Source organism: Lysinibacillus sp. LK3 (assembly GCF_001043675.1).
In the GTDB taxonomy this organism is placed as follows: Bacteria; Bacillota; Bacilli; order Bacillales_A; family Planococcaceae; genus Lysinibacillus; species Lysinibacillus capsici.
This window is the reverse complement of sequence record NZ_LDUJ01000037.1, coordinates 13,360-36,265: the sequence shown is the minus strand read 5'-3', so window position 1 is coordinate 36,265 and position 22,906 is coordinate 13,360. Positions and strand designations below refer to the sequence as shown.

The following is a 22,906-nucleotide window of genomic DNA, read 5'->3' as shown; positions in this document are numbered from 1 at the left end:
CGCTAATTATATTTTATTATTAGGTATTTTATATTATATAAAATTTAATATATTTTTAGTTAAAAGTCTTAGTTAGTGAACTTGTATGATAGCTTAGTAGGTACATTCTTTGCTATGCTAAATAGTGAAGAAAGAATCAAAGGGAAGGTGATGAGTGATGAAAAAATTATTGTTATGTGGTGCGGCTTTATTGATATTAAGTCCAACTGCAGTCTATGCAAAACAAACAGAAAATACCTCCCAAATTTATCCTATGGTAGCTAACTCAACAGTAGCAAATTGGGATCAATTAACAGAAGAACTTGCAAAGCAAATACAAAACTTTGAGACCGATATAAAAATTACGTATACAGGCAAAATAGGCGACCTCAAAAAAGAAATGATGGACGCACTTGAAAAAGCTAAGCAACAAGCCGTTTATGCAAGTGGACATATAGAAAGTACCATGGTTTCCGCAGATTCTCTAGGGAATGTAACGTATAAAATGAAGTACCTGACAAGTCAAACTCAAGAAGTAGCTGTACAAAAAAAGATTAATCTAATATTGAAAAATATTATCAAACCTTCTATGACAGATTTCCAAAAAGTAAAAGCTATTAACGATTATATTGTATCCAATACTATGTACGGGACTAAAACTAAGGCAAGTCCACATAGTGCTTATGCTTTGTTTTTTGAAGGACAAGCTGTATGTCAGGGTTATGCATTGGCAGCACATGCTATGTTAGAGCAGTCTGGGATAGAGACAAAATATGTTGTAGGTTTTGTAAATGGGAATGAGGCACATGCTTGGAATTTAGTAAAGGTTGATGGGAAATGGTATCATTTGGATACAACATGGAACGATCCTTTGCCAAATCGCGTTGGTGCGGCGTCCTATGACTATTTTTTAGTGTCGGACCATCAAATTAGCAAAGATCACACTTGGATTAAAGGAAATTATCCTACTGCTACAAGCACTAAATACAGTTATATGCTTAATGTTCATTTCGCACATCAGTTAAATAATATTGTTTATTTTAGTAATACTGCAGATAACGATAAACTGTATAAGCTTGATATGACTAGTGGTAGCAAGTCAAAGGTATTAGATAAACGTGCGTTGTATATTACAGGGACTAATAAAAACCTATATTATAGTGATTACAGTAACGGTGGGTATTTGACAAAGCTAGATTTAAAAACGTTAAAAGCTGAGGTGCTAGTGAAGCAGCCAGTAACAAATTTAAAGGTTAGTGACAATTATTTACTGTATAATGTCCAGACAAAAGAACATAAACTTAAAATTAATTAAGTCAACAAACAAATATTAACAGGCACAAATGGACCCTTAAGTGAGTTCTTTGTGCTTTTTTTGTATATAATGTAAAGAAGACGGTTGGAGGTGAGGAGTTTGTGGAAGAAATTAGCTATAATTGCCATTATTATTATTTTTATTGATCCTATTTATACGGCTGGTAAGGCTGTTGTTCAGCAGGTGGTCGATTGGACAAATAATGATGAAATAGAAACTATGCTACTTTCAACTAAAGAGAAGATTGTAGATGTTACTGCAAGACTTTCAGATAATGCCTCAATTGAAACAGCCCTACCTATAGAAGATGTCCATGAAGCGGAGGTAGCCCCTACAGCTCCACCTATTCAGAAACCTGAAACAAAGTTAGTCGTGACAAATGCCAAGGAACTGGCTGATGCGATGTATGCGTATTATAATAGCTTTTCACCAAAGTTTGAAATTCAATATAAAGGGAATACACAGCGAATTGAACAAATTGTAGAAGAGGCCTATAACAATGCTATCAAACGCGATGACTATGTTTACGGCCATGTAAGTAAACATTCAATTCGATATGAATATGGGCGAAATAAAGCAACTATTTTTGGAGAACAGAGCTATTTAATGACGCCAGAGCAGGCGGCATATGTAGAGATGAATGTTCAAGAAATTATTGCTAAGATTAGTAAAAAATCTATGACGGATGTAGAAAAGGTACGAGCTGTCAATGACTATATTGTTGCCAATACTTCCTATACAGAACAAACGAATTCTAGCCCACACAGCGCTTATACCGTTCTTGCCGAGCACGGGGGAGTATGTCAGGGATATGCTTTACTTGCCCACTCTATGCTTCAAAAATTGGGTATTGAAACAAAATATATCGTAGGCTATGTAGGTCAAGAGGGACATGCTTGGAATCTAGTCAAGCTGGATGGACAATGGTATCATCTCGATACGACATGGAATGATCCAGTACCAGATCGTAAGGGCGCAATACGCTACCAATACTTTTTAGTAGATGACCGTACAATGGCGAAGGATCACACGTGGATTGCTGAAGACTATCCAAAAGCAACAAGCACACTGTATAGTTATTATCATGATATAGACTTCCCAGCACAGGTTGGAGACCAATTGTTTTATAGTAATATTGCAGATGACAATAAGTTATATGTACTAGATATGAAAACTGGTAAAACGAAGCGTGTCACAAATTCCCGTGCACAATATATCGTTTATTCGGATGGTTGGCTCTACTTTAGTAATTATTCACGAGGGGCGTATTTAACAAAGATTCGTCCAGATGGTAGTGGAGAAGAGGTACTTAATAGGGAGGATTCGAAGGATTTATTTATAAAGGATGGGTATCTCTATTTTACGACGAATGAATTGAAGAGACTGGCACTTTAAAAACAAGAAAAGGGCAATGACTTATAAACAGTCATATGCCCTTTTTGTTCGTTCAATTAAATAAGTAATAGGCTGATGCTGACAAAGGGTAATGTCCACTTGAGGATACATGAAGGTTATTTCCTCTGTAAACATCTTTAAAATGAGTGGATTATGTTTGATGGCACCACCATTACAATATAGAGTAAATGGTGTATTCTGATAGTTAATTTTTTTCAATACAGCGTTTGCTAGAATAGCTAGTTCGTGGGCTGCTTGTTGAGATATTTCGATGGCACAAGCATCTTCTTGCTCGACTGCCTTTGCCACAAAGGAACCCATCTTGGCCAGTTGTGCATTGGTATAGGAAGGGCGGAAGAGCCATTCAGCGAGCTCTGTAACATCTTGTATACCTAAAGATTGATAGACGGCTTCCTTTAAGATTGTTGGTTTCCCACGACCATCCTCCATTTTAAATATAGCTCTTACGACTTCCTGCCCTAACCAATACCCACTTCCCTCATCGCCAGCCCGATGTCCCCAACCCCCTACACGTACAATTCGTTGCCCATCAATGGCATAGGCAATAGCTCCTGTTCCAGCGATGAGTAGTGCACCTGCCTGTCCAGCAGTCACACCTAATAGTGTGGCCTCCGCATCATTTTCAATAATCAGCGTATCGATTTGTAGCTGTGTGGTCTGAAGAGCATTTTGAACAATGGCCACGACGGTTGCATGATCCTTCGGAGAATCAATGCCAGCTAAAGCAAAGGTAGCTACAGCAATTTGAGAATTAGGATACTTTTGCAAAAATGTTTCAACATTTGCTAAAAGCTCTTGTAAGATTGCTGTAGCTGATTCAACACCAATGGCTTGATAATTAGAGCCTTTAGCGGATATAGAATATTCAATGTCACCAGATTCAGCATGAACAACAGCACATGCTGTTTTTGTCGCCCCACCATCAATAATTAATAACCATTGCTTCATTGATTCCATTCCTCTAGAAAGGCTGTTAGTTCTTTTTCTGCTTCAATAATGGAATTTTCCTTTAAGCGAATCCATTCATAAAAATCATGGGCATTCAGTTTGGAGCGTTCAAGGGCAGCTTTCATAGTGGCTGGAGCGGGTCCACCTAGTAATGTTCGTACACCAACAAAAGATTCTGGTTTTAATGTCTTATAGAAATCCTCTTCTGAAATAGTTAATTCCTTGCCCGTGATCAATTTCGATTGTGTATTTGCAAGTCCCCATGTAAGACTAGCTAATGATTCCTCTCCATGAGCAAGTAGAACCTTAATACATTTACTAACAATACTATGTGCTTGACGGAAGGAAATTCCCTCTGAACGGACTAATGTATCAGCTAGCTCAGTGACATTCGCAAAGCTATTTTCAGCGCGATTTTTTAACTTCTTCTTATTGACATCCATTGTAACAACAAGCGAACCAAACAACTTATAAATACCAATTAAGCGGTCAATGGCACGCCATAAATAAGGCTGCATATCATCCTCAGTGTCTACGATATCGCCAAAAGGTGTATTATGTACCATCTGTAATACTGTACTTGCATCTCCTACAACCGCAGATAGTAATGAGCGTGTATGTTCTATAGAAACAGGATTACGCTTTTGAGGCATAATAGAGCTTATTTGCACATATGGACTTGCGAGTGTAAACGCATTAAACTCCTGAGTAGCCCATAATAAAAAATCTTGAGAAGTACGGCCAAGATTGAGTGCTGCAAGCTGTACAATACTTGCAGCCTCAGCTATATAATCTGCTCCTGCAACCGCATCCCATGCATTTTCGATAATATCATCAAAGGCTAGTAGATCACGCATACGTTCTCTACTAATATTAAAGCCTGTCGTTGTTAAGGCAGCGGCTCCCATACTGCTACGATTGACGGTTTTATAGACATGCTGCATTCGTTCAAAATCACGCTCTAGCTGATCGATCACGGCCTTTAAATAATGGGCGAAGGTTGTAGGCTGGGCCTGCTGTGTATGTGTGTAGCCAATCATAATGGTATCGATATGTTCCTCTGCAGCAGCGATTAAATCATCACGTAATGTTAGTAACTCGCGCATTAATAGTAATAATTTTTTTCTTAATGTCATTCGATAGATGGCAATACCCATATCATTTCGGCTTCTGCCAATGTGAAGATTTCCAGCAACATCACCAGCAAGCTCTATTAATTTATTTTCAATGCGGAAAAATAAATCCTCATATTGGGGACTGTAATCCTCTAAACGATAATAATTTAAGTCAATTTTTTTTAGAGCTATCCCAATTTGCTTTGCTTCATCTTTTTTTACAAGTCCTTGTTCTTCTAACATTTTTAAATGAGCAATATTGATTTGTAGCATAATTGTTAAAAAATTTTTTTTTGCCTCATCATAAGCTGGCTGTAAAACAATTTTTCGATAGATGTTAGAAGGGAATATCATCCCATCTTCCAGCTGTGTTTTATTGCGAAAATCTTCAAACATTGTCATGGCCCCCTAATAGATTGGCAGCTAAATGGCTGTACCAGCACTGCCTTTTGATAGTTTTTCAGAAATAATAAGGACAACTAAAATTAAACAAATTTGTAAGACACCATAAGCACAGGCGGTCCCAAATTTAAATGCATATAATTTTTGGAATATCGCTACAGACAATGGAATAGTGGATGTACTGTAAATTAGAATGGATGCAACGAATTCACCAAAGCTTTGCACGAGGGCTAAGAGTGTCCCTGCTAAAATCCCGGTGAATGTTAAAGGCACGACAATACGTCTAAATGTATACCACCAGTTGGCTCCTAAGCCACGTGATGCCTCTTCAATCGATTGATCTAGCTGTACAAGAGAGGCGGATGTTGATCGAAAAACAAGTGGTAAATGTCGAATAAAGTAGGCTAATGGCAAAATCCAAAATGTCCCGATCAATACTTGATTAAAACTAAAGATACTTTCTGTACTAAAAGCAGCAATTAAATTAACAGCAACAACTGTTCCTGGCAAAGCCCAAGGTACCATTATCAAAATATCGAGCAAGGTTTTCCCCTTAAAATTTAAGCGCACCATAGCATAAGCAGCCGCGACACCAAAGATAATATTGCCCAGTGTTGCAATGACACCCATTTGAATGGAGTTCCAAATAGGTCGCCATGTGCGCTCATCAGTAAAAAGGGCAATATAATGATCAATTGTATAGTCGGTCGGGAGAATTTGCGTTTTCCAAGCGCCATCCACAGAAAAAGAGATCAATATCAACACTAAAATAGGCAGTATCAATATTAATGTGCCAACAAAAGAAGCGATTGTTGCTATAATTTTTACCTTTTTTGAGGATACCTCTGAACGATGAACACTAATTCCCTTACTTAGATTTTGATAATTTCTGCGATTTTGATACCAGCGCATAATGATTAAAAAAGTGATAGATACAAAAGATAATATCATCGACTGTGTCGCAGCCATTTCAAGATTACCATTTGTACGTGATAAATAAATTTGCATCGTCATAGTACGCTCTACACCAAACATCAAAGGTGCAGTATAAGAAGCCATAGAAATCATAAACACCAATAAGGATGAGGCAACAATAGAAGGTGTGAGCATTGGTAAAATAACCTTTGTCCATACGCGAATACGCCCTGCACCCAGACTAGTAGCTGCCTCTTCAAGAGCAGGATCAAGCCCCTTAATAGCAGCAGAGGCAGTCAAATAGAAGTACGTATACATTGTGAATGTATGAACAACGATGACGCCCCATATTCCCTTCAAGGCAAAAGGAACGTGATCCAACCCAAATAGATGCTGAAAAATTCGTGGGAAAATCCCGCTATCACCATATAAAAATGAAAAGGACAAAACACCTACTAGAGGAGGAAGTGCCATTGGAACCAAAACTAAAACAGACAATATCCGTCTCCCAGGGAAATTATAGCGTTCTAGTAAAAAGGCCATTGTTACCCCAACAAGTGCACAGCAAATAACACTGATAAATGAAATATAAATACTGGTCCACAAGGCCTCTAAATTTGCTGGACTAGCTATATCAAAAAATTTCTTATAATGAAAGAATGCTTCATCACCAGCAAAGCTTTGGATGAAAGTTTGATAGAAGGGATAAACCACATAGGCGAATAACACTAAAAATAATGGCGAGATTAAAACATAGACAAACCAATTAGCATGAAAAATTCGCGTCCACATACTTTCAGACTGTTTCTCCATATTGGCTTCCTCCTATTCCCCTAAAAAGTATAGTGAATCTTGTGCCATATGGATTGTAATATCTTCACCGATCTTTTTGATTTGGTCATAAGAATTAATAAGCATTACTTTAAGTGAGAACGCAGTAAAATCTACAATGTAATTAACGCTAATGCCTGTGAATTCAACAAATGTAATTTTTCCTGTTAATGTGTTTTCACCAGTACCAAGTTGAATCGATTCTGGACGAATAGAAATAAATACTTTGTCTCCAATCATATGCGTTAAGGAGGGAGAGCTTTGTTGCTTTCGCCCAGTTAAATTATGTCCATTCACTGTTCGTACTTGTACACTTTCCCCATCAATAGCTTGGATTGAGCATTCAATTAAATTAGTTTCACCAATAAAATTTGCCACAAAACGATCCTTGGGTTGATGATAAATTTCCTGAGGAGTACCAATTTGTTTGATATAGCCATTTTCCATGACCATAATTCGATCCGACATAGACATGGCCTCCATTTGATCGTGAGTAACGTATATCGTTGTGACTCCAAGCTCAGATTGGATTCGTTTGATTTCAATACGTGTTTCCTCACGCAATTTTGCATCTAGATTGGATAGAGGTTCATCAAGCAATAAAATATCTGGCTCTATCACGAGTGCTCTAGCTAAAGCAACACGTTGCTGCTGTCCACCAGATAGCTCATTTATTTTTCTGTTGCCGTAAGCAGCAAGATGCACTTGGCATCTAATTCGATCAACCTTGTTCTGAATCTCAGCTTTTGAAAATTTTCGAACTTGTAAACCAAATGCAATATTCTCATCAACTGTCATATGGGGGAAAAGGGCATAATTTTGAAATACCATGCCGATATTGCGCTTATTGGGCTGAAGTCGAGTGACATCTCGCTCATCAAAAAGAATTTTGCCTTTAGTTGGGTAATAAAAGCCTGCAAGCATCCTTAAAGTGGTTGTTTTGCCACAGCCGCTAGGACCGAGAAAGGTAAAAAATTCACCAGCTTTTATTTCAAGATTTAAGTCTTTCACGCCATACACTTGACCAAATTGCTTCGAGACATTTTCCATTCTGACACTTCTCAATCATTAGCTCCTCTCTAACAAAGAATCTAGATGATACAGGAAGGTAAAAATTCGCTGTATAAGCCGAATTTTTACCCGTTCTACTATTTACCGCGCCCTTTAATATTGTTATCCCAGTATTCCATCCATTCGGCTTCTTTGTCAGACATTAGCTGCCAATCAATATCAAATGTTTTTAAATCTAATTCCTGATACCATTCTGGCATGGAGGCTTTGTCGATATCAGAACGTGTAGGAATTTGATAGTAATCATTAGCTAATTGTGTTACCATCTCTTTTTCAAATAAAAACTCTACAAATAGTTTCGCATTTTCTAGGTTTTTCGCATTGTTTACAACTGCTACACCGTCTACTAAAATAGGTGCTCCACTTTTAGGATAAATATAATCAAAAGGATAATCTGTCGTATATTTTTTTAACAAAATATCTTGTAGATTCCATAGGGAGACACTGCCTTCTTGACGTGTTAGCTTTAAATACAAGGCATTAGGGTCTTGTGTGTACTCCTTTGTATTGGCATCTAATTGTAGTAACCATTCATAGCCTTTATCTGGTGAATCTGCATCTTGCCGTACAATCATGGAAGAATAAATCGTACGCATTGTGCCTGACGCCAGTACACCTCTGATTAAAATTTGATCCTTCCATTTAGGATCTAATAAGTCATCCCAGTCCTGTGGACCAGTTTCTTTTGTTAGTAAATCACTATTAATCATAATTACTTCTGGTAACAGCATCTCGCCGAACCATCGTCCTTCAACATCTTTGTGTGTGGTATCAATAGAGTCAATAAAGCTCGGCTGCCAAGCATGTAGTAAGTCTTCATTGGCGCCAACAATGAGCGCTGATTGGGTTCCGCCCCACCAAAAATCTGCTTGAGGATTGGCTTTCTCTCCACGAAGACGTTCTAAAATTTGTTGAGCACCCATCGTTAGAAATTCTACTTCAATGTCTGGATATTTTTCATTAAACTGATCGATCACATTTTGCACCATTTCTTCGTCACGTCCAGTGTAAATTACTAGCTTGCCTGAAGGCGACGTTGCTGCTACTTCTGTTTTTTTACCATCCGATGCCTCGTCATTATTTGCTGCATCATTTGTAGAATTTTGCTGATCTTTGCCATTACAAGCAGCTAAAACGAAAAGCATTAACATAAGGAAAAAACCAAGAATATAGGCTTTTTTCATCAACTTCCCCTTTCTTAAAGTAAGTTACTTGCATATTGCAGTATAATACCGAAGGGGGACATTAATGTTAGAATTATTAAAAAATTACATTTGCATTCATCATAGCGAAGTGCATAATGGTAAGCAATGGCATTTCATTAAAGTTCAAAAAAACTCCTTAAAAAGGAATCATTCCATTTTTAAGGAGTTTTTTGTCGTTTTATGAATGTGCTTCTAATAAGCTATCCTTTTGTTGACGTTGTGCAACAATGGTTGGCAGCATCATACCAGCAATCACCAGTACAATCCCAATAATTTGTACAGCAGTTAAAGGTTCATGCAAAACAATAACGGAAACAGTAACAGCCACTGGTAATTCAATGGCACTTAAAATAGAAGCAAGCGCACCACCGATTTTAGGGATAGCAATTGAAAATAGATAAATCGGTAAAATGATACCGAAAAGACCTAGTGCTAGTCCGTATTTCCACAGGCCTTGCATGAATAGTTTACCGTTCCAAATAACCTCTGGGCTTAGGAAAATACTGATCAAAATAAGGGCTACAGAGGAAACGATTAATACCCTTGATGTGGTAGTCACGCCCTCGACGGGTCGAGAATTAAATTGAATAAAACATGCAAAAGTAACGGCTGCTGTAAAACCGAATAGCCATCCTTGAATAGGAATGTCACTTAAATCTACATTTAATACACCTGCAGCTAGAATCGTTCCTATAAATAAGATAACGATTGAAATTACTTCAGGTCTACTTGGTAATCTTTTATGGAGGGCACAATCAATCAGTAGACCAATCCATGTAAATTGGAATAACATGACTACTGCAAGAGAAGCAGGAAGATACTTTAAAGATTCTCCGTACACGATACCTGTTGTCCCTGTAAAAATTCCCGCGCATATTAAAATAAGTAAGCCCTTCTTGGACGGTCTTGGTAATTTTCTGTCAGTAAAAATAAAGATGGATATTACGAGTAAAAAGCCAATAATATATTGGCTTGATACAGCCTCCGCTGATGTAAAGCCATGCTGCATAGCTACTTTGACAATAGTCGACAAGATCCCGTAACTACTAGATGCAATAACAATCAAAAGAGGGTAAATCAAATTGTTTTTCATATATTAGTTATTCACTTCCTAAAACTGTTTAACCATATGGTGAAAAGGCTCATCAATAATTGACCAAGGCTCCGTAATAACAAAGCCTAGTCGTTCATAAAGACGGCGAGCTTCTTCTTTTTGGGTTTCAACATTTAAAGATAATTTTGTATAGCCACGCTGCTTTGTCAGCTCTTCAGCAAATTGTAATAGCAATGTTCCGATTCCTTTACCACGTGCAGCTGGTGCAACACAAACTGTATCAATGTAAGCCTCATCTTCATGGGCTTCTTGGTCAATAACAATGGATGGCGCATTTTTTGCTTCAAGCCATTTAACAAGGTTAGCGTCCATGTGAACGGCTTGTTCGCCGTGATAATAAACGAGAATCCCCAAAATCTGTTCATTTTCAGTAGCGACAAAAGTATTTAAATAAGAATGTCGATTGTCTTCTTGGTGAAAAAGAACAGTCAGCTCTTGTATAACAGCCTCCCTTGATTGCTCACCAGTTAAGCGATTAGCAATATCGCCAATGGCGTCGATAATTAAAGGCACAACGGCATGGGCATCTTGTGGTTGCGCTTGTCGAATTGTAATACTCATTTTGATAATCCCTACCTTTCTATAGGCAAGTATAACAAAGATAGGGGATGACTCAAGTTATCCATCCTCTCATAAAGAAATGCCAAAAGTAAAAACCTTTATAGAATGACAATTTTCGTGTTAATCTATAATGACTAGACTTTCAGGAGGACTATCATGACAAAGCAAGAGAAGGATTTTATATTAGTCTATGGAGATGCTTTTATTGACTATATTGCTGATGATGTAACAAACACATCATTTACTAAATATATGGGTGGCGCAACGGTCAATGTTGCAGCGGGTATTAGCCGCATTGGTGCGCCTTCCGCATTAATTACAATTACGGGGGATGACGAGGGCTCGCAATTTGTGCGAGATGGGCTTGCCCAAGAGGGTGTGAAACTGGATTATGCCGTATTTGATCCAGCAAAACGAGTAAGTGGTGTATATGTGCATCTAACAGAAGCATGTGAGCGAATTTTTAAGGATTATGTTGATGAAACACCTGATTTACAAGTTGAACCATCACAGCTAAATGAAGCAGCTTTTAAGCATGCCTCTGCTTTAACGGTGTGTTCAGGCACAATGTTCCATCCAACGGCTCTTGCTACAACACGAGTAGCAGTAGAAATGGCTAAGGACAAGGGTGCGATTATTGCAATGGATGCAAATATTCGTCCTTTACGTTGGAGCAGTGAAGAAATTTGTCGAGATACGATTACATCATTTTTTGAGGATGTCGATATTTTAAAGGTGACGGATGATGAGCTATTCTTCCTGACAGAGACAAGTAGCTTAGAAGACGGTATCGAGCAATTAAATAGCTATTTAGTGCCTATTATTTTAATTACCGTAGGAGAAAACGGGACTTATGCAGTCCTTAATGGTGAAGTTATACATGTACCGACTGAGAAAGTAGTGCCTGTGGATACAACAGGTGCGGGAGATGCATTTATGGCAGGTGTCCTACGTGATGTCCATTACAATGGTTTACCTACAACAAAAGAAGAACTAGTGCGTTGTACAAGCTTTGGCAACAAATTAGGAGCGTTTGCCGCAACAAAAGCAGGTGCTTTAACGGCTCTACCATATTATGAGGATATTAAGCATTTACTAAAATAAACATGTGAGGCGTGGAGAATATGGGGAAAGACTACGATGTTTTAGTAAAGGATCAACTGTTCTTTGGCGGTGCAAAAGATGCAGAGGCTGCATTTACACAAGAATCCGTTGATGTTGTGATAGATGTTCGTGTTCAAGGGCTATCCCCTCAAGACCAGGAGACAGTTCCTTATTCTTATAAACATATGCCTATAGCAGATGAAGATAGTGAGGTAGCATCATCCATTCAACAAGTCGCGCAAGAAGTTGCTATAGCCTTTGAGACAGGGCAAAAAGTATATGTTCACTGTGGAAGTGGTGGTGGACGTGCAGGTGTTGCAGCTACTGCTATATTAATGGAGTTGGGAATGGCTGATTCATTAGAAGCAGCACAGGCAGCTGTCAAAAAAGCTCGTCCATTGGTGACGATACGCCCTAAAATGGAAGACGCGCTGCAAAAACTTTATAAATAATTGAGAAGATGTACTAATTAAGGTACATCTTTTTTTATGATGTAAGAGATACTTTGTTCTATACATATTAGAACAAAGTTGTTATAGTTAATGTATAACAAATAATGAGGTGATCTGTATGATGGAGGAATTAGCAAAAGTTCCATGGGCAGTAATAGCACCGCTCATCATCGTTCAAATTATTTTGATGATTGTAGCACTTATTGATTTACGAAAAATTCATGCAACAAACGGCCCTAAAATTCTTTGGGTGTTTATTATTCTTTTTGCTAATCTATTTGGATCAATTGCGTACTTTATAGTGGGGAGAAAGCAGTCATGACAACTTTACTTCAAGTTATAGGTTTGACCAAGCAATTTGCAGAGCACAAAGTTGTAGATGCTATTCATTTTAACTTAGAGGAAAAAACTTCTACGGCTTTAATTGGTCCAAATGGAGCTGGCAAGACAACCACTTTATCTATGTTAACGGGGCTTTTAAGACCGACTGCTGGAAATGTAAAAATGCTAGGTAATGATTTACGTGCGAATATAGGTTTTTTACCCCAATATCCACAATTTCATCCTTGGTTAACTGCGTTAGAGTTTACAGAAATGGCTGCAAAATTGAATGGTGTAGCAGCCAAAAAGGCTAAATTAGAAGCACAAAAAACCTTAGAATTTGTAGGGTTAGGGGACGTCCAACATAAAAAAATAGCCTCTTTTTCAGGTGGAATGAAGCAGCGACTAGGTATTTCCCAAGCAATAGTGCATAAGCCTAAATTACTGCTATTAGACGAACCTGTTTCAGCATTAGATCCAGTTGGCCGTAGAGAAGTACTTGATTTATTAAAAGGACTACAGCAAGAGACGACTATTTTATACTCAACGCATATTTTAAATGATGCTGAAGAAATGACAGATCAACTATTATTCTTGCAAAATGGAAAACTAGTAGAGCAGGGAACATTACGTGAAGTACGGCAACGTTTTGATGAGCAAAATTATGTCATTGAATTTGGCAGTGAAGAAGAGGCTAAGCTTTTTGCAAATTCCTCTAATCATGTAATAGGTTGTAATGTGTATATTGAGATCGTGAATGAAGAGCCGACGATGAAAATGTTGCTTCAACGGTTAAGTGAATGTCCTTATACAATTAGAAAGGTAGAGCGACAGACAGCATCTTTGGAAGAAATTTTCATGAAGGTGGCGAAAAAGGCATGAGAGGATTCAATGTACTTCTGCAAAAGGAATTTAGAGAAGCATGGCGGAGTTGGAAGTTTCTATGGATTCCTCTAGTGTTTGCTCTGCTTGGAATGAGTGATCCACTAACAAACTATTATATGATGGATATTTTAAATGCTGTTGGAAATGTTCCAGAGGGCTTTGAAATGTTGATGCCAGAATTAATGCCACTGGATTTAATTCAAGCTTCTATCGGGCAATTTCAAACAATTGGCTTATTGGTGATGATGGCTTCATTTGTAGGAGCTATTAGTAAGGAACGCGCTAATGGTATGGCAACATTACTATATTCTAGGCCTATATCATTTGGCGCATATTTTTTGAGTAAATTTGTTGTTATGAGCACCATTTGTTTTGTTAGTATTTTAGCTGGGTTTGGTGCAAGTGTCTATTATACTACTATTCTATATGGAACGTTGGACGTGGGTGCACTGTTAGTAAGCTTTTCTACGTACTATATTTGGCTGCTATTTGTGATAGTTGTTACGTTAATGATGAGTGCCAGCTTCAAAACAGTTATTGCTACAACATGTGCATTTACAGTAATCTTTGTTGGGCAAATTATCGATATGATTATAGGAATCTTTTGGACAATATCTCCGTGGAAACTGGCAAGCTACGGAATTGCAAAATTTCGAGGAACAATAGAGATGTCAGATTACTGGTGGAGCTTAGTCATTACGCTAGCATTGACAATTATCTGCATCGGCATTGGTATCGTGATGATGAAAAGAAATGCGTCTATGACAAAAATCTGAAGAGAAAACGGTAAAAATGGATTTTTACCGTTTTTTATTTTAAATCATCCTACCATTTATAAGCAAAATCAATCCTACAAAGAACATAATCCAAGAAAGGGTCGAGCTTGTTCTTTGATCAAAAAGCGTTTGAATTTTTCTTAAAGGTTTATTCATAAATCGGCGGAATAATAGATGTAAGCATAGTAGGATGATCCCTGGTGCAATCATTACTAAATTATATCCTGCCAATAAAGGTAACCATTCATAAAACACTATTTGATTACTCGTTAAAATACCTATTGCCGCGAAATAAGGAAGAGCGGTTGCAACTTCTAAAATAGAAGTTGTGAAACCTAAAGCTACCATAGAGCCCACATGTAAAGATTTTGGTTTAGGGGGTCCATTTGCCTTTCTTTTTGGAACTAACCAACTGCCAATAAATAAAATTCCCCCTACTATGGTCATGATTAATCGAGCTGAGTAACTATCTAGCAAATTAGAAATAGGGTTGAATATGACACCTAGACCTAACATTAAAAAATTCCCAGTACTAAAGTAAAACAACCCAACAGTCATTAAATAGGTTAATAAAAGGCGGATCTGCTGTTTTTTAGCCACAAGCAATACATAGACGGATACGCCAATTATAGAAGGACTAAACATGTCTAACAAAGCTAAGGTACCAATCAGTAGCAACATTTCTATGTTCATGATTATGATTTTCCTAACGCCTGTTTTTTTGTTTCATAAACATGAAAAGCCTGCTCTATAAAATGTAGAAATTCTTCCTCTAAAGGATATAATCCAATTTGTTCAGATTTATAAGTAGATTTTCTTATGGTCCACATCTTCTCTAAAAATTCATCATTTCCGTTATATTCTACCTCGGCTTTTTCCATCATTCGTTTAATAATAAACTGAACGGAATCGGCTTCAGGACTTTCCTTATGAAGCTGCTTTAATTGACCTAATAAACCAATCCACTCTAAAGAATTAGGATCATTTTTATTTAAATTGGGTAATTTTCTAAGTAGTTCCATTTCTGTAGCTGCAAAAATCTGCTGGCGGAAGGCTTGCTTATTATCTCGTTCTTGATTTGAAAGCTTAATGTACTTTTGGATAAGGGACTCTGTCAACCCACCTTCGATAGACGAAGCATTCTTTAATCCAAGAATAGTGTTCTTCATTTGCTGTAGTTTCTTTTGCTCTTCTGCTACAAAAGCTAACTGATGGTCTAAACTTGCTTCCCAGTTCCATGAATTATTGATAAGCGTCTGAATTTCTTTCAACTTGAAGCCCAATGCCTTTAAAAATACAATCTGTTGTAACGTTTTGAGTTCGTTCTCTCCGTATATCCTATGTCCCCCCTCAGTCTTTGCTATAGGAAGTAACAAGCCGATCTCCTCATAGTAACGTAACGTTCGAACAGAAATGCCAGTTTGTTTTGATACATTGTGAATCGTAATCAAGGTAATCACTCCTCCTCTCTGTTAATGACATTATATAAAATGACGTAACGTCACTTTCAAGAGGGATTGTAAAACTCCTTTCTTGGAATCTCTATAACTTAGGAATATAATGGGTGTGTAACTCGAAATTTGTCAAATAACTCGGAAAATATATAGACTACTATAGAAAGAAGGGACATGAAAAGTGGGAACTGAAAATTCCGATCGTTTCCTGACAGCGTTTAATCGAATAGATCATAGACTGAGAGATATTGTAGGTGCGAAGGATTTTATGCCTTTTTATCGGCTGATTGATCAAGCAAAGAAAAAGGATGTCTTGGTGAAGAAATATGAAGATGATCTCCGCTCATATGCGGACTTACGAAATGCGATTGTGCATCATCGTACATCATTACATTATGTGATTGCAGAGCCACATACTGATGTTGTAGAACGAATTGAATACATAGATGCTACCCTTGCTAAGCCAACGCTTGTGGGGCAAATGTTCCGTAAAAGAGTATTGATTTTTCAAGAAAATGATTCTTTAAAACATGTTTTAAAAGTGATACGTCAGCGCAAATATACACAATTTCCTGTTTATTATAATAAGCAGTTTAAGGGGCTCATCACAACAGTAGGAATCACAAATTGGCTTGCGTCAAAGATGGGTGGTGATCATTTACCGAAAAGAATACCAACACTGCATGATATCTTATTGCATGAGAAAAATAGAGTGAATTACAAATTTGTCAGTAGAACGATATCCATCTATGAGGCTGAGGAAATATTTAAACAAGGAGTCGAAAGAGGGAGACGCTTTGAGGCATTATTAATAACGGAGCATGGTCAACCACATCAAAGATTACTCGGTATTATTACGCCCTTAGATATTGTCAAAATTGATTAACAAAAAAACGAGACTAGACAAGCAATTAAGGGCTTGAATGTCTCGCTTTATCTTTTAAGCTGATGTACAAGGAACCATTTGTTTGGACTTGAGCAAAATAAACTTCTTCTACAGAATGCACATTTTGCTTTTTCAATTTCTTTATTACCCAGTCTTCTGTCAGCTCAAGTTCAACAATATTCTCGGTAATAAGTTGACCATCAGAAATAACTTCTGTAGGAAGGTAGGTAGGTGGTGATACATCGGCTTTAACATCCTGCTTTGTAGCCACTTGTTCAGAGGTTTTTTGTAGCACACTGAGCTTTCCATTCGTTTCTAGTAAAGCATACTCAACGTCCTGTACGGAGAAAATGGCTTGTTCACGTAACATCATTGTAAGCTCATCTAGATGAAGACGGTTTTTTTGTAGTGCTGATTCTAATATAAGACCCTTTTGAATAACAATTGTTGGTTTATCATCAATGAGAACGCGAGCTTTTTTAGATTTAATCGTAATAACGGTCATCAAATACGTTAAAGCACTCCACCAAACGAGAGAAATCAAACCATCTAAAAATGGTGTTTCTTCCTGAGAGGCAATTTCTGAAGCGATCGACCCAAATGTAATACCTGTAATGTAATGGAAAAACGTTAACTGGCCTAATTGTTTTTTACCAAGTAGACGTGCCAGAATTAGTAAGGCAAAAAACGAAAGTGTTGTTCGTAGAATCATTTCCCAAAAGTGAGCATGAATAAAGCTTTCCATGCATATATCAACTCCTTTTACAGCTGTCGAACTATAGCTTGTGCAAAATGGTCGATAGTATGCGACAATCATTTTTAAACAAAATAAGAGTGAGGTGGCAACATGAATAAACAATTAAATGTAACCAATCCAATCTATCCAATAATGATTGCAATCGGTGTTGCTCACCTAATAAATGATACGATGCAAGCTGTTATCCCAGCGATGTTTCCGATATTTAAGAGTGAATTAGGATTGACCTTTACACAAATTGGAATGATTTCTTTTGTATTAAACATATTTGCTTCTGCATTGCAGCCTGCGGTAGGCTTTATTAGTGATAAAAAACCAATGCCTTATGCTTTACCTATCGGTATGATTAGTTCATTTATAGGGATTGCTATTATAGCGTTCACAACGCAGTATTGGATTATTATTATTGCGGTATTATTTATAGGCTTCGGGTCAGCTATTTTTCACCCTGAGGGATCGAGAGTTTCCTTTATGGCAGCTGGATCTAAACGAGGACTTGCGCAGTCAATTTATCAAGTGGGGGGAAATTCAGGGCAAGCACTAGCACCATTAATTAGTGCTTATATCTTTGATATTTTAGGGCAACGTGGGGCTGCAATCATATTAGTAATTGCAACGTTTGGTATCATTTTATTAAGTAAAATTGCTACATGGTATAAAAAACAATTGGAGCAGGAGCGTGCAACTAAGAAAAAGCGTGTACTCGTCTCAACATTGCCTCCATTAACAAAGAAACAAGTAGGAATCGCATTAACATTATTATTTACAATTATTTTTGCACGATCATTTTATACAACAAATATAACAAGTTTTTATGTGTTTTATCTAATGGATCACTATGAGGTCAGCCTTCGACTAGGGCAAATATTAATATTCACCTTCATGGCATTTGGTGTAGTAGGTACCTTTTTCGGAGGTTCTTTATCAGACCGTATTGGTAGGAAAAATGTCATTATCCTTTCTGTAGTTGGCCCTATGCCATTTTGTTTAGCATTGCCATATGTACCATTATGGGCGGCTATGATATTTTTAGTTATTATTGGTACGTTGATTATGATTAGCTTCTCCGTAACGGTGGTCTATGCGCAAGAGTTAGTCCCAACAAAAATTGGCACCATGGCAGGTTTAACAACAGGATTTGCTTTTGGAATGGGCGCAATAGGGGCAATGGTTATCGGCGTTTTAATGGATCATAAAGGCATTGATTTTACAATGATTGTTGTTTCATTATTACCTTTATTATTACTAGTTGCCTTCTTCTTACCGAAAGATAAACCTGCTTCAGCTGCTGTCTAATAAAAAAAACGCGTATCTACGCGTTTTTTTATTGTCTTAATGGAGCTAAGAATTCTGCTGGCAATTTTTCCTGATCAATTACATAGCCCTCTGAAATATGAACTTCATGCATTTTATCGTTGTAAGTAAATTTAAAGATGCCATTGTCAAAATCTGTGCCAATTTCTTTGAAGAATATACCTTCAATCGATACATACTTAGGACATGTAAATGCTACTTTAAAGTTCTCCTGTTCTTTAATTAAGTAAGCACGTACTCCTTTTTCATATGTTTCATTTGCATCATCATCGGTTGGGCGTTGAACAGCTACGATATGAAAATCAACAAAAGGAACTTCCTTTAACAGTACGTTTAAGAACGAACCTTTAGTGATTTCCTCCCAACGGCTTTGTGCGCTTTGCCCTACGATAATTTGTGAAATACTATAATTCTTCGCGACCTCTGCAATAACCTTTTGTATGGGGCGTTTTTCATTATCTTGCAAAATAAATTTTTCAACCTCAAGTTCATCTGATAACTTTTTCCATTGCTCTATATAACTAGATTTCTCTGCGTCAAATGCATCAAGGGGTTGCGAATCGACTGAAAGAATATAGAGTGGGCAATCAAGCATTGTGGCCATCTTATGACCACGACGAATCAAACGTTCGCCATTTAAGCCGTAATAAACACAAACTAATATACTTTCATCCAAACGCCCTTTTACATGCTTCATAAAAAATGTACACCTCTTATCTGTTGGTATTTTGTTAATTTCACTGTTGATTTTGAAAAAATTATCCTAAAACAGCTAAAATCGATGCTGTTACAGTGCATTATGCTCACTTATATTGTATACTTAAAAATGTATAAAAGTTAACGAAAATGTATTGGAAAACCCTTGAAGGATTAAGCTTAAATCGATAATTAGAGATTATTTAATTTATGCATTCTGTGCATCTATGCTAATTTGCTTTCATATGCCACACTATTATGCAGTGAGTTAAATAGATAGTCAAGTGTCTTCATTATGCTGATATTAACTGAGTTGTAACTGTATAAATTATCTGATTTTCCACAAGTTATTTAGGCTTGCATCGGGTTAGAAGTGACTAAATAACTAAAATAACCGTTTTTATAAACAATTAGGCACTTTAATACCCCACCACATTCCATTAATAAATTTCAAGAATACATCTAATATGTTCCTTAGCTTGAACAAATTTCTAAAGTCTTAGCACTTTACATGCCCATCACCACAAAAATTTGCTAGATGATTTAGATAGTAGGAGGTTTTCATTTGGTCACAGTTCTCATTGCGATACTTTTGCCATTTGTTTGTGCTGCTCTAATTCCATTGCTTTACAGGCGACTAAGGCGTGTCACACATCTTGGCTGGTTTGTTTTATCTGTTCCATTCATCTTGTTTCTTTTACTCGCTCGCTATATTCCTCAATTAGCCGAGGGTAAAACCTTTATTCATACATATGAGTGGATTCCCTCTTTTAATATAAATTTCACAACTTACCTAGATGGACTCAGTATGATTTTTGGTCTGCTGATTACAGGTGTAGGTAGTTTAGTCATTTTATATTCTATTTTTTATTTATCAACGAAAGAATCTCTTCATCATTTTTACTGCTATTTATTACTATTCATGGGCGCTATGCTTGGCGTTGTTTTTTCAGATAACCTAATGGTATTATACACATTTTGGGAATTAACGAGTGTGTCATCATTCCTATTAATCGCATTTTGGCATCATAGAAAGGCTTCTCGGGCAGGTGCTAAAAAAGCGATGATGATTACCGTCTTTGGCGGACTCTCAATGCTTGCGGGTTTCTTAATGCTCTATGTAGCTTCTCATACATTTAGTATTCGTGAAATTGTAGCTAATGTAGAGGTTATACGAGATCATACCTTATTTACGCCAGCACTTATTCTAATTTTACTAGGGGCTTTTACAAAATCTGCACAATTTCCATTCCACATTTGGTTGCCTGATGCTATGGAGGCCCCAACACCTGTTAGTGCTTACTTACATTCCGCAACAATGGTGAAGGCAGGCATTTATTTAGTTGCTCGTTTTTCACCGGTTTTTGGAGGAGAGGCAGTATGGTTCTGGCTAGTTAGTGTTATCGGCCTAGTTACATTATTCTGGGGCTCCTTTAATGCTGTCCGTCAGACGGATTTAAAAGCATTATTAGCCTTTTCAACAGTGAGTCAGCTTGGTTTAATTATGAGTCTCTTTGGTCTTGGGTCTGTTGGTCATTATTATGGCTATGAGGAAAACTCAATTCTTTACACCCAAGCAAGCTTTGCAGCGCTATTTCACCTTGTGAATCATTCGACCTTTAAAGGAGCTTTATTCATGATGGTTGGAATTGTCGATCATGAAGTAGGTACTCGTGATATTCGTCGTTTAGGTGGCTTAATGTCTTTCATGCCTATCACTTTTACAATTGCTGTGATTGGTAGCTTCTCAATGGCAGGACTGCCACCATTTAATGGCTTTTTAAGTAAGGAAATGTTTTTTGCAGCAGTATTGGCCATTCGTGATGTAGAAGCATTCTCTATTGCTGATATAGGGCTGTTTTTTCCTATAGTAGCATGGGTGGCAAGTATCTTTACCTTTGTCTATAGTTTGATTTTAATTAGTCGTACATTTTTGGGTAAACTACAGCCAGAGAAGATTGATAAAAAACCACACGAAGCTCCACTTGGCATGTTAATATCGCCAATTATTTTATGCTTGTTGGTAGTTGGTATCTTTTTCTTCCCTAATATATTAGGTCATTATATTTTAGAGCCTGCTATGGCTAGTATTTATCCAACATTCCCAACTACAAGTGAGTTAACACCACATATTCATGCATGGCATGGCATCAATGCAGAGTTATTGATGACAGTAGGTGTCATTATTATTGGAATTATCTTATTTAAAACATTAAAAAGCTGGAAGCCACTTTATCGTCTATTTTCACAAAAGTATACGTTTAATACGTATTACAATCGAATGATAGAGATGAGTGAAAATGGCTCACAGAAGCTTACCAATAAATATATGACAGGTAATTTAACACATTATTTTGTCTATATATATGTATTTTTTGTTGCACTTATCGCTGGTTATTTTGTTTGGTCAGATGCCATGACCTTTAATTTTGACAAAGATTCGGCTATAGAATCCTACGAGTTAATCCTTGTGTTTGTCATGATTTTTGCTGCTGTTTGGATGATTTTCGCAAAGGGTCGGGTGACAGCCATGTTGCTAAATGGTGTACTAGGCTATTCTATTGCCTTCTTCTTTGTTATTTTCCGTGCACCAGACCTAGCTTTAACACAATTAGTTGTTGAATCGGTCACAACAGCTTTATTCCTTTTATGTTTTAAATATCTGCCAGATTTAATGCCAGAGCTACCACGTAAAAGGGTTCAATGGTCAAAAGCATTAATTTCTATTTTTGTTGGTGCAACCGTAACTATTGTTGGTTTAGCAGTAGTACACTATGATCGCTTTGAACCAGTGGCTACTTACTTCAATGATGCCTATGAATTGGCTGGCGGTTCCAACATCGTTAATACAATACTAGGGGATTTCCGTGCTTTTGATACGATGCTAGAGGTTGTTGTTCTTCTAATTGCTGGCTTAGGGGTCTATGCTCTGACAAAGCTTAAGCCACGAAAGGAGGAAGCAGATCATGAAAATTAATGATGTGATTTTAAGAACCGTCACCAAAGCCGTTGTGTTCATTATTTTAACACTCGGCGTGTATTTATTCTTTGCTGGGCATCATGCTCCTGGTGGTGGCTTTATAGGTGGTCTGGTGTTAGCCTCAGGCATTGTTTTGTTATATCTAGCCTATGATATTGAAACTGTTCATAAAGGGATGCCTTTCGACTTCAAAAAAGTTGCAGCTCTTGGTGTATTGCTAGCAACTGGAACAGCAATAGGTTCGTTGTTTTTTGATGTCCCATTTTTAACACAAGCACATACGTATATAGATGTTCCTATCTTTGGGAAAATGGGCTTTTCAACTGTCACTATTTTTGAAGCAGGTGTGGCTTTAACAGTGGTGGGGGTTGTTGTAACAATTATTTTAAGTATAAGCGAGGATGAGTAG

General features: G+C 37.2%; 22 protein-coding genes. 11 read left to right on the top strand and 11 right to left on the bottom strand.

The features are described from left to right. Positions 1 to 157 precede the first annotated feature (157 nt). Positions 158 to 1,294, top strand: a complete 1,137-nt coding sequence (locus VK91_RS21630) for a transglutaminase domain-containing protein (RefSeq protein ID WP_048395802.1) — start codon at positions 158 to 160, stop codon at positions 1,292 to 1,294. A gap of 99 nt (positions 1,295 to 1,393) precedes the next feature. After that, positions 1,394 to 2,689 carry a transglutaminase domain-containing protein gene (locus tag VK91_RS21625; RefSeq protein WP_048395800.1) on the top strand — a complete coding sequence of 432 codons (1,296 nt, stop codon included), beginning with the start codon at positions 1,394 to 1,396 and terminating at the stop codon, positions 2,687 to 2,689. Positions 2,690 to 2,710: 21 nt separating this feature from the next. Here the strand turns inward: VK91_RS21625 and VK91_RS21620 are convergent, their stop codons facing one another. The 7 genes from VK91_RS21620 to VK91_RS21590 form a co-directional block, all read right to left on the bottom strand. Continuing rightward, complete coding sequence (locus VK91_RS21620; protein WP_048395798.1) at positions 2,711 to 3,658, bottom strand: N-acetylglucosamine kinase; 948 nt, start codon at positions 3,656 to 3,658, stop codon at positions 2,711 to 2,713. Continuing rightward, on the bottom strand, positions 3,655 to 5,169 hold the full coding sequence (argH, locus tag VK91_RS21615; protein ID WP_048395796.1) for an argininosuccinate lyase: 1,515 nt from the start codon (positions 5,167 to 5,169) through the stop codon (positions 3,655 to 3,657). The genes VK91_RS21620 and argH overlap by 4 nt, the downstream gene beginning before the upstream one ends. A 27-nt stretch (positions 5,170 to 5,196) precedes the next feature. Beyond that, positions 5,197 to 6,903, bottom strand: coding sequence for an iron ABC transporter permease (locus VK91_RS21610; RefSeq protein ID WP_048395794.1), 1,707 nt, complete (start codon positions 6,901 to 6,903; stop codon positions 5,197 to 5,199). Between the two features lie 12 nt (positions 6,904 to 6,915). Continuing rightward, the gene (locus VK91_RS21605; protein WP_048395792.1) at positions 6,916 to 7,986 is read right to left on the bottom strand and encodes an ABC transporter ATP-binding protein; all 1,071 of its coding nucleotides are present in this window, start codon (positions 7,984 to 7,986) and stop codon (positions 6,916 to 6,918) included. A gap of 83 nt (positions 7,987 to 8,069) precedes the next feature. Next, entirely contained in the window at positions 8,070 to 9,176 is a 1,107-nt protein-coding gene (locus VK91_RS21600; RefSeq protein WP_048395791.1) for an extracellular solute-binding protein, read from the bottom strand. A 199-nt stretch (positions 9,177 to 9,375) separates the two neighbouring features. Beyond that, on the bottom strand, positions 9,376 to 10,290 hold the full coding sequence (locus tag VK91_RS21595; protein ID WP_048395789.1) for a DMT family transporter: 915 nt from the start codon (positions 10,288 to 10,290) through the stop codon (positions 9,376 to 9,378). Between the two features lie 18 nt (positions 10,291 to 10,308). Further along, the gene (locus tag VK91_RS21590) at positions 10,309 to 10,872 is read right to left on the bottom strand and encodes a GNAT family N-acetyltransferase (RefSeq protein ID WP_048395787.1); all 564 of its coding nucleotides are present in this window, start codon (positions 10,870 to 10,872) and stop codon (positions 10,309 to 10,311) included. Positions 10,873 to 11,028: 156 nt separating this feature from the next. Between VK91_RS21590 and VK91_RS21585 the strand changes: the two genes are divergently transcribed. The 5 genes from VK91_RS21585 to VK91_RS21565 all read left to right on the top strand — a co-directional run bounded on the left by VK91_RS21585 (position 11,029) and on the right by VK91_RS21565 (position 14,410). After that, a complete protein-coding gene (locus VK91_RS21585) occupies positions 11,029 to 11,976 on the top strand; it encodes a carbohydrate kinase (protein WP_048395785.1) in 948 nt (315 codons plus the stop codon). Positions 11,977 to 11,996: 20 nt separating this feature from the next. Continuing rightward, positions 11,997 to 12,428, top strand: a complete 432-nt coding sequence (locus VK91_RS21580) for a dual specificity protein phosphatase family protein (RefSeq protein ID WP_048395783.1) — start codon at positions 11,997 to 11,999, stop codon at positions 12,426 to 12,428. A gap of 118 nt (positions 12,429 to 12,546) precedes the next feature. Beyond that, positions 12,547 to 12,750 (top strand): PLDc N-terminal domain-containing protein, encoded by a 204-nt coding sequence (locus VK91_RS21575; RefSeq protein ID WP_081010918.1) that lies wholly within the window; start codon positions 12,547 to 12,549, stop codon positions 12,748 to 12,750. Next, complete coding sequence (locus VK91_RS21570; RefSeq protein ID WP_048395781.1) at positions 12,747 to 13,631, top strand: ABC transporter ATP-binding protein; 885 nt, start codon at positions 12,747 to 12,749, stop codon at positions 13,629 to 13,631. Before VK91_RS21575 ends, VK91_RS21570 begins: the two co-directional genes overlap by 4 nt. Further along, positions 13,628 to 14,410 (top strand): ABC transporter permease, encoded by a 783-nt coding sequence (locus tag VK91_RS21565; RefSeq protein WP_048395779.1) that lies wholly within the window; start codon positions 13,628 to 13,630, stop codon positions 14,408 to 14,410. The genes VK91_RS21570 and VK91_RS21565 overlap by 4 nt, the downstream gene beginning before the upstream one ends. Positions 14,411 to 14,449: 39 nt before the next feature. Here VK91_RS21565 and VK91_RS21560 read toward each other — a convergent pair whose 3' ends face one another. Next, a complete protein-coding gene (locus tag VK91_RS21560) occupies positions 14,450 to 15,103 on the bottom strand; it encodes a GAP family protein (RefSeq protein ID WP_048395777.1) in 654 nt (217 codons plus the stop codon). A 2-nt stretch (positions 15,104 to 15,105) separates the two neighbouring features. Continuing rightward, on the bottom strand, positions 15,106 to 15,870 hold the full coding sequence (locus VK91_RS21555; RefSeq protein WP_231595764.1) for a MerR family transcriptional regulator: 765 nt from the start codon (positions 15,868 to 15,870) through the stop codon (positions 15,106 to 15,108). A 175-nt stretch (positions 15,871 to 16,045) separates the two neighbouring features. Here VK91_RS21555 and VK91_RS21550 point away from each other — a divergent pair, with 175 nt between their 5' ends. Then, positions 16,046 to 16,750 (top strand): CBS domain-containing protein, encoded by a 705-nt coding sequence (locus VK91_RS21550; RefSeq protein WP_048395772.1) that lies wholly within the window; start codon positions 16,046 to 16,048, stop codon positions 16,748 to 16,750. Positions 16,751 to 16,775: 25 nt separating this feature from the next. Here the strand turns inward: VK91_RS21550 and VK91_RS21545 are convergent, their stop codons facing one another. Beyond that, positions 16,776 to 17,495 (bottom strand): DUF421 domain-containing protein, encoded by a 720-nt coding sequence (locus VK91_RS21545; RefSeq protein WP_082148191.1) that lies wholly within the window; start codon positions 17,493 to 17,495, stop codon positions 16,776 to 16,778. A gap of 102 nt (positions 17,496 to 17,597) precedes the next feature. On the opposite strand from VK91_RS21545, the gene VK91_RS21540 reads away from it, so the two are divergent. Further along, positions 17,598 to 18,803: an MFS transporter gene (locus VK91_RS21540; protein WP_048395769.1), complete on the top strand. Its 1,206-nt coding sequence runs from the start codon at positions 17,598 to 17,600 to the stop codon at positions 18,801 to 18,803. Between the two features lie 28 nt (positions 18,804 to 18,831). Here the strand turns inward: VK91_RS21540 and VK91_RS21535 are convergent, their stop codons facing one another. Beyond that, on the bottom strand, positions 18,832 to 19,518 hold the full coding sequence (locus tag VK91_RS21535; protein ID WP_036075307.1) for a histidine kinase: 687 nt from the start codon (positions 19,516 to 19,518) through the stop codon (positions 18,832 to 18,834). 564 nt (positions 19,519 to 20,082) lie between these two features. On the opposite strand from VK91_RS21535, the gene VK91_RS21530 reads away from it, so the two are divergent. Beyond that, a complete protein-coding gene (locus tag VK91_RS21530; protein WP_048395768.1) occupies positions 20,083 to 22,494 on the top strand; it encodes a Na+/H+ antiporter subunit A in 2,412 nt (803 codons plus the stop codon). After that, positions 22,484 to 22,906, top strand: coding sequence for a Na(+)/H(+) antiporter subunit B (locus VK91_RS21525; RefSeq protein ID WP_004233141.1), 423 nt, complete (start codon positions 22,484 to 22,486; stop codon positions 22,904 to 22,906). The genes VK91_RS21530 and VK91_RS21525 overlap by 11 nt, the downstream gene beginning before the upstream one ends.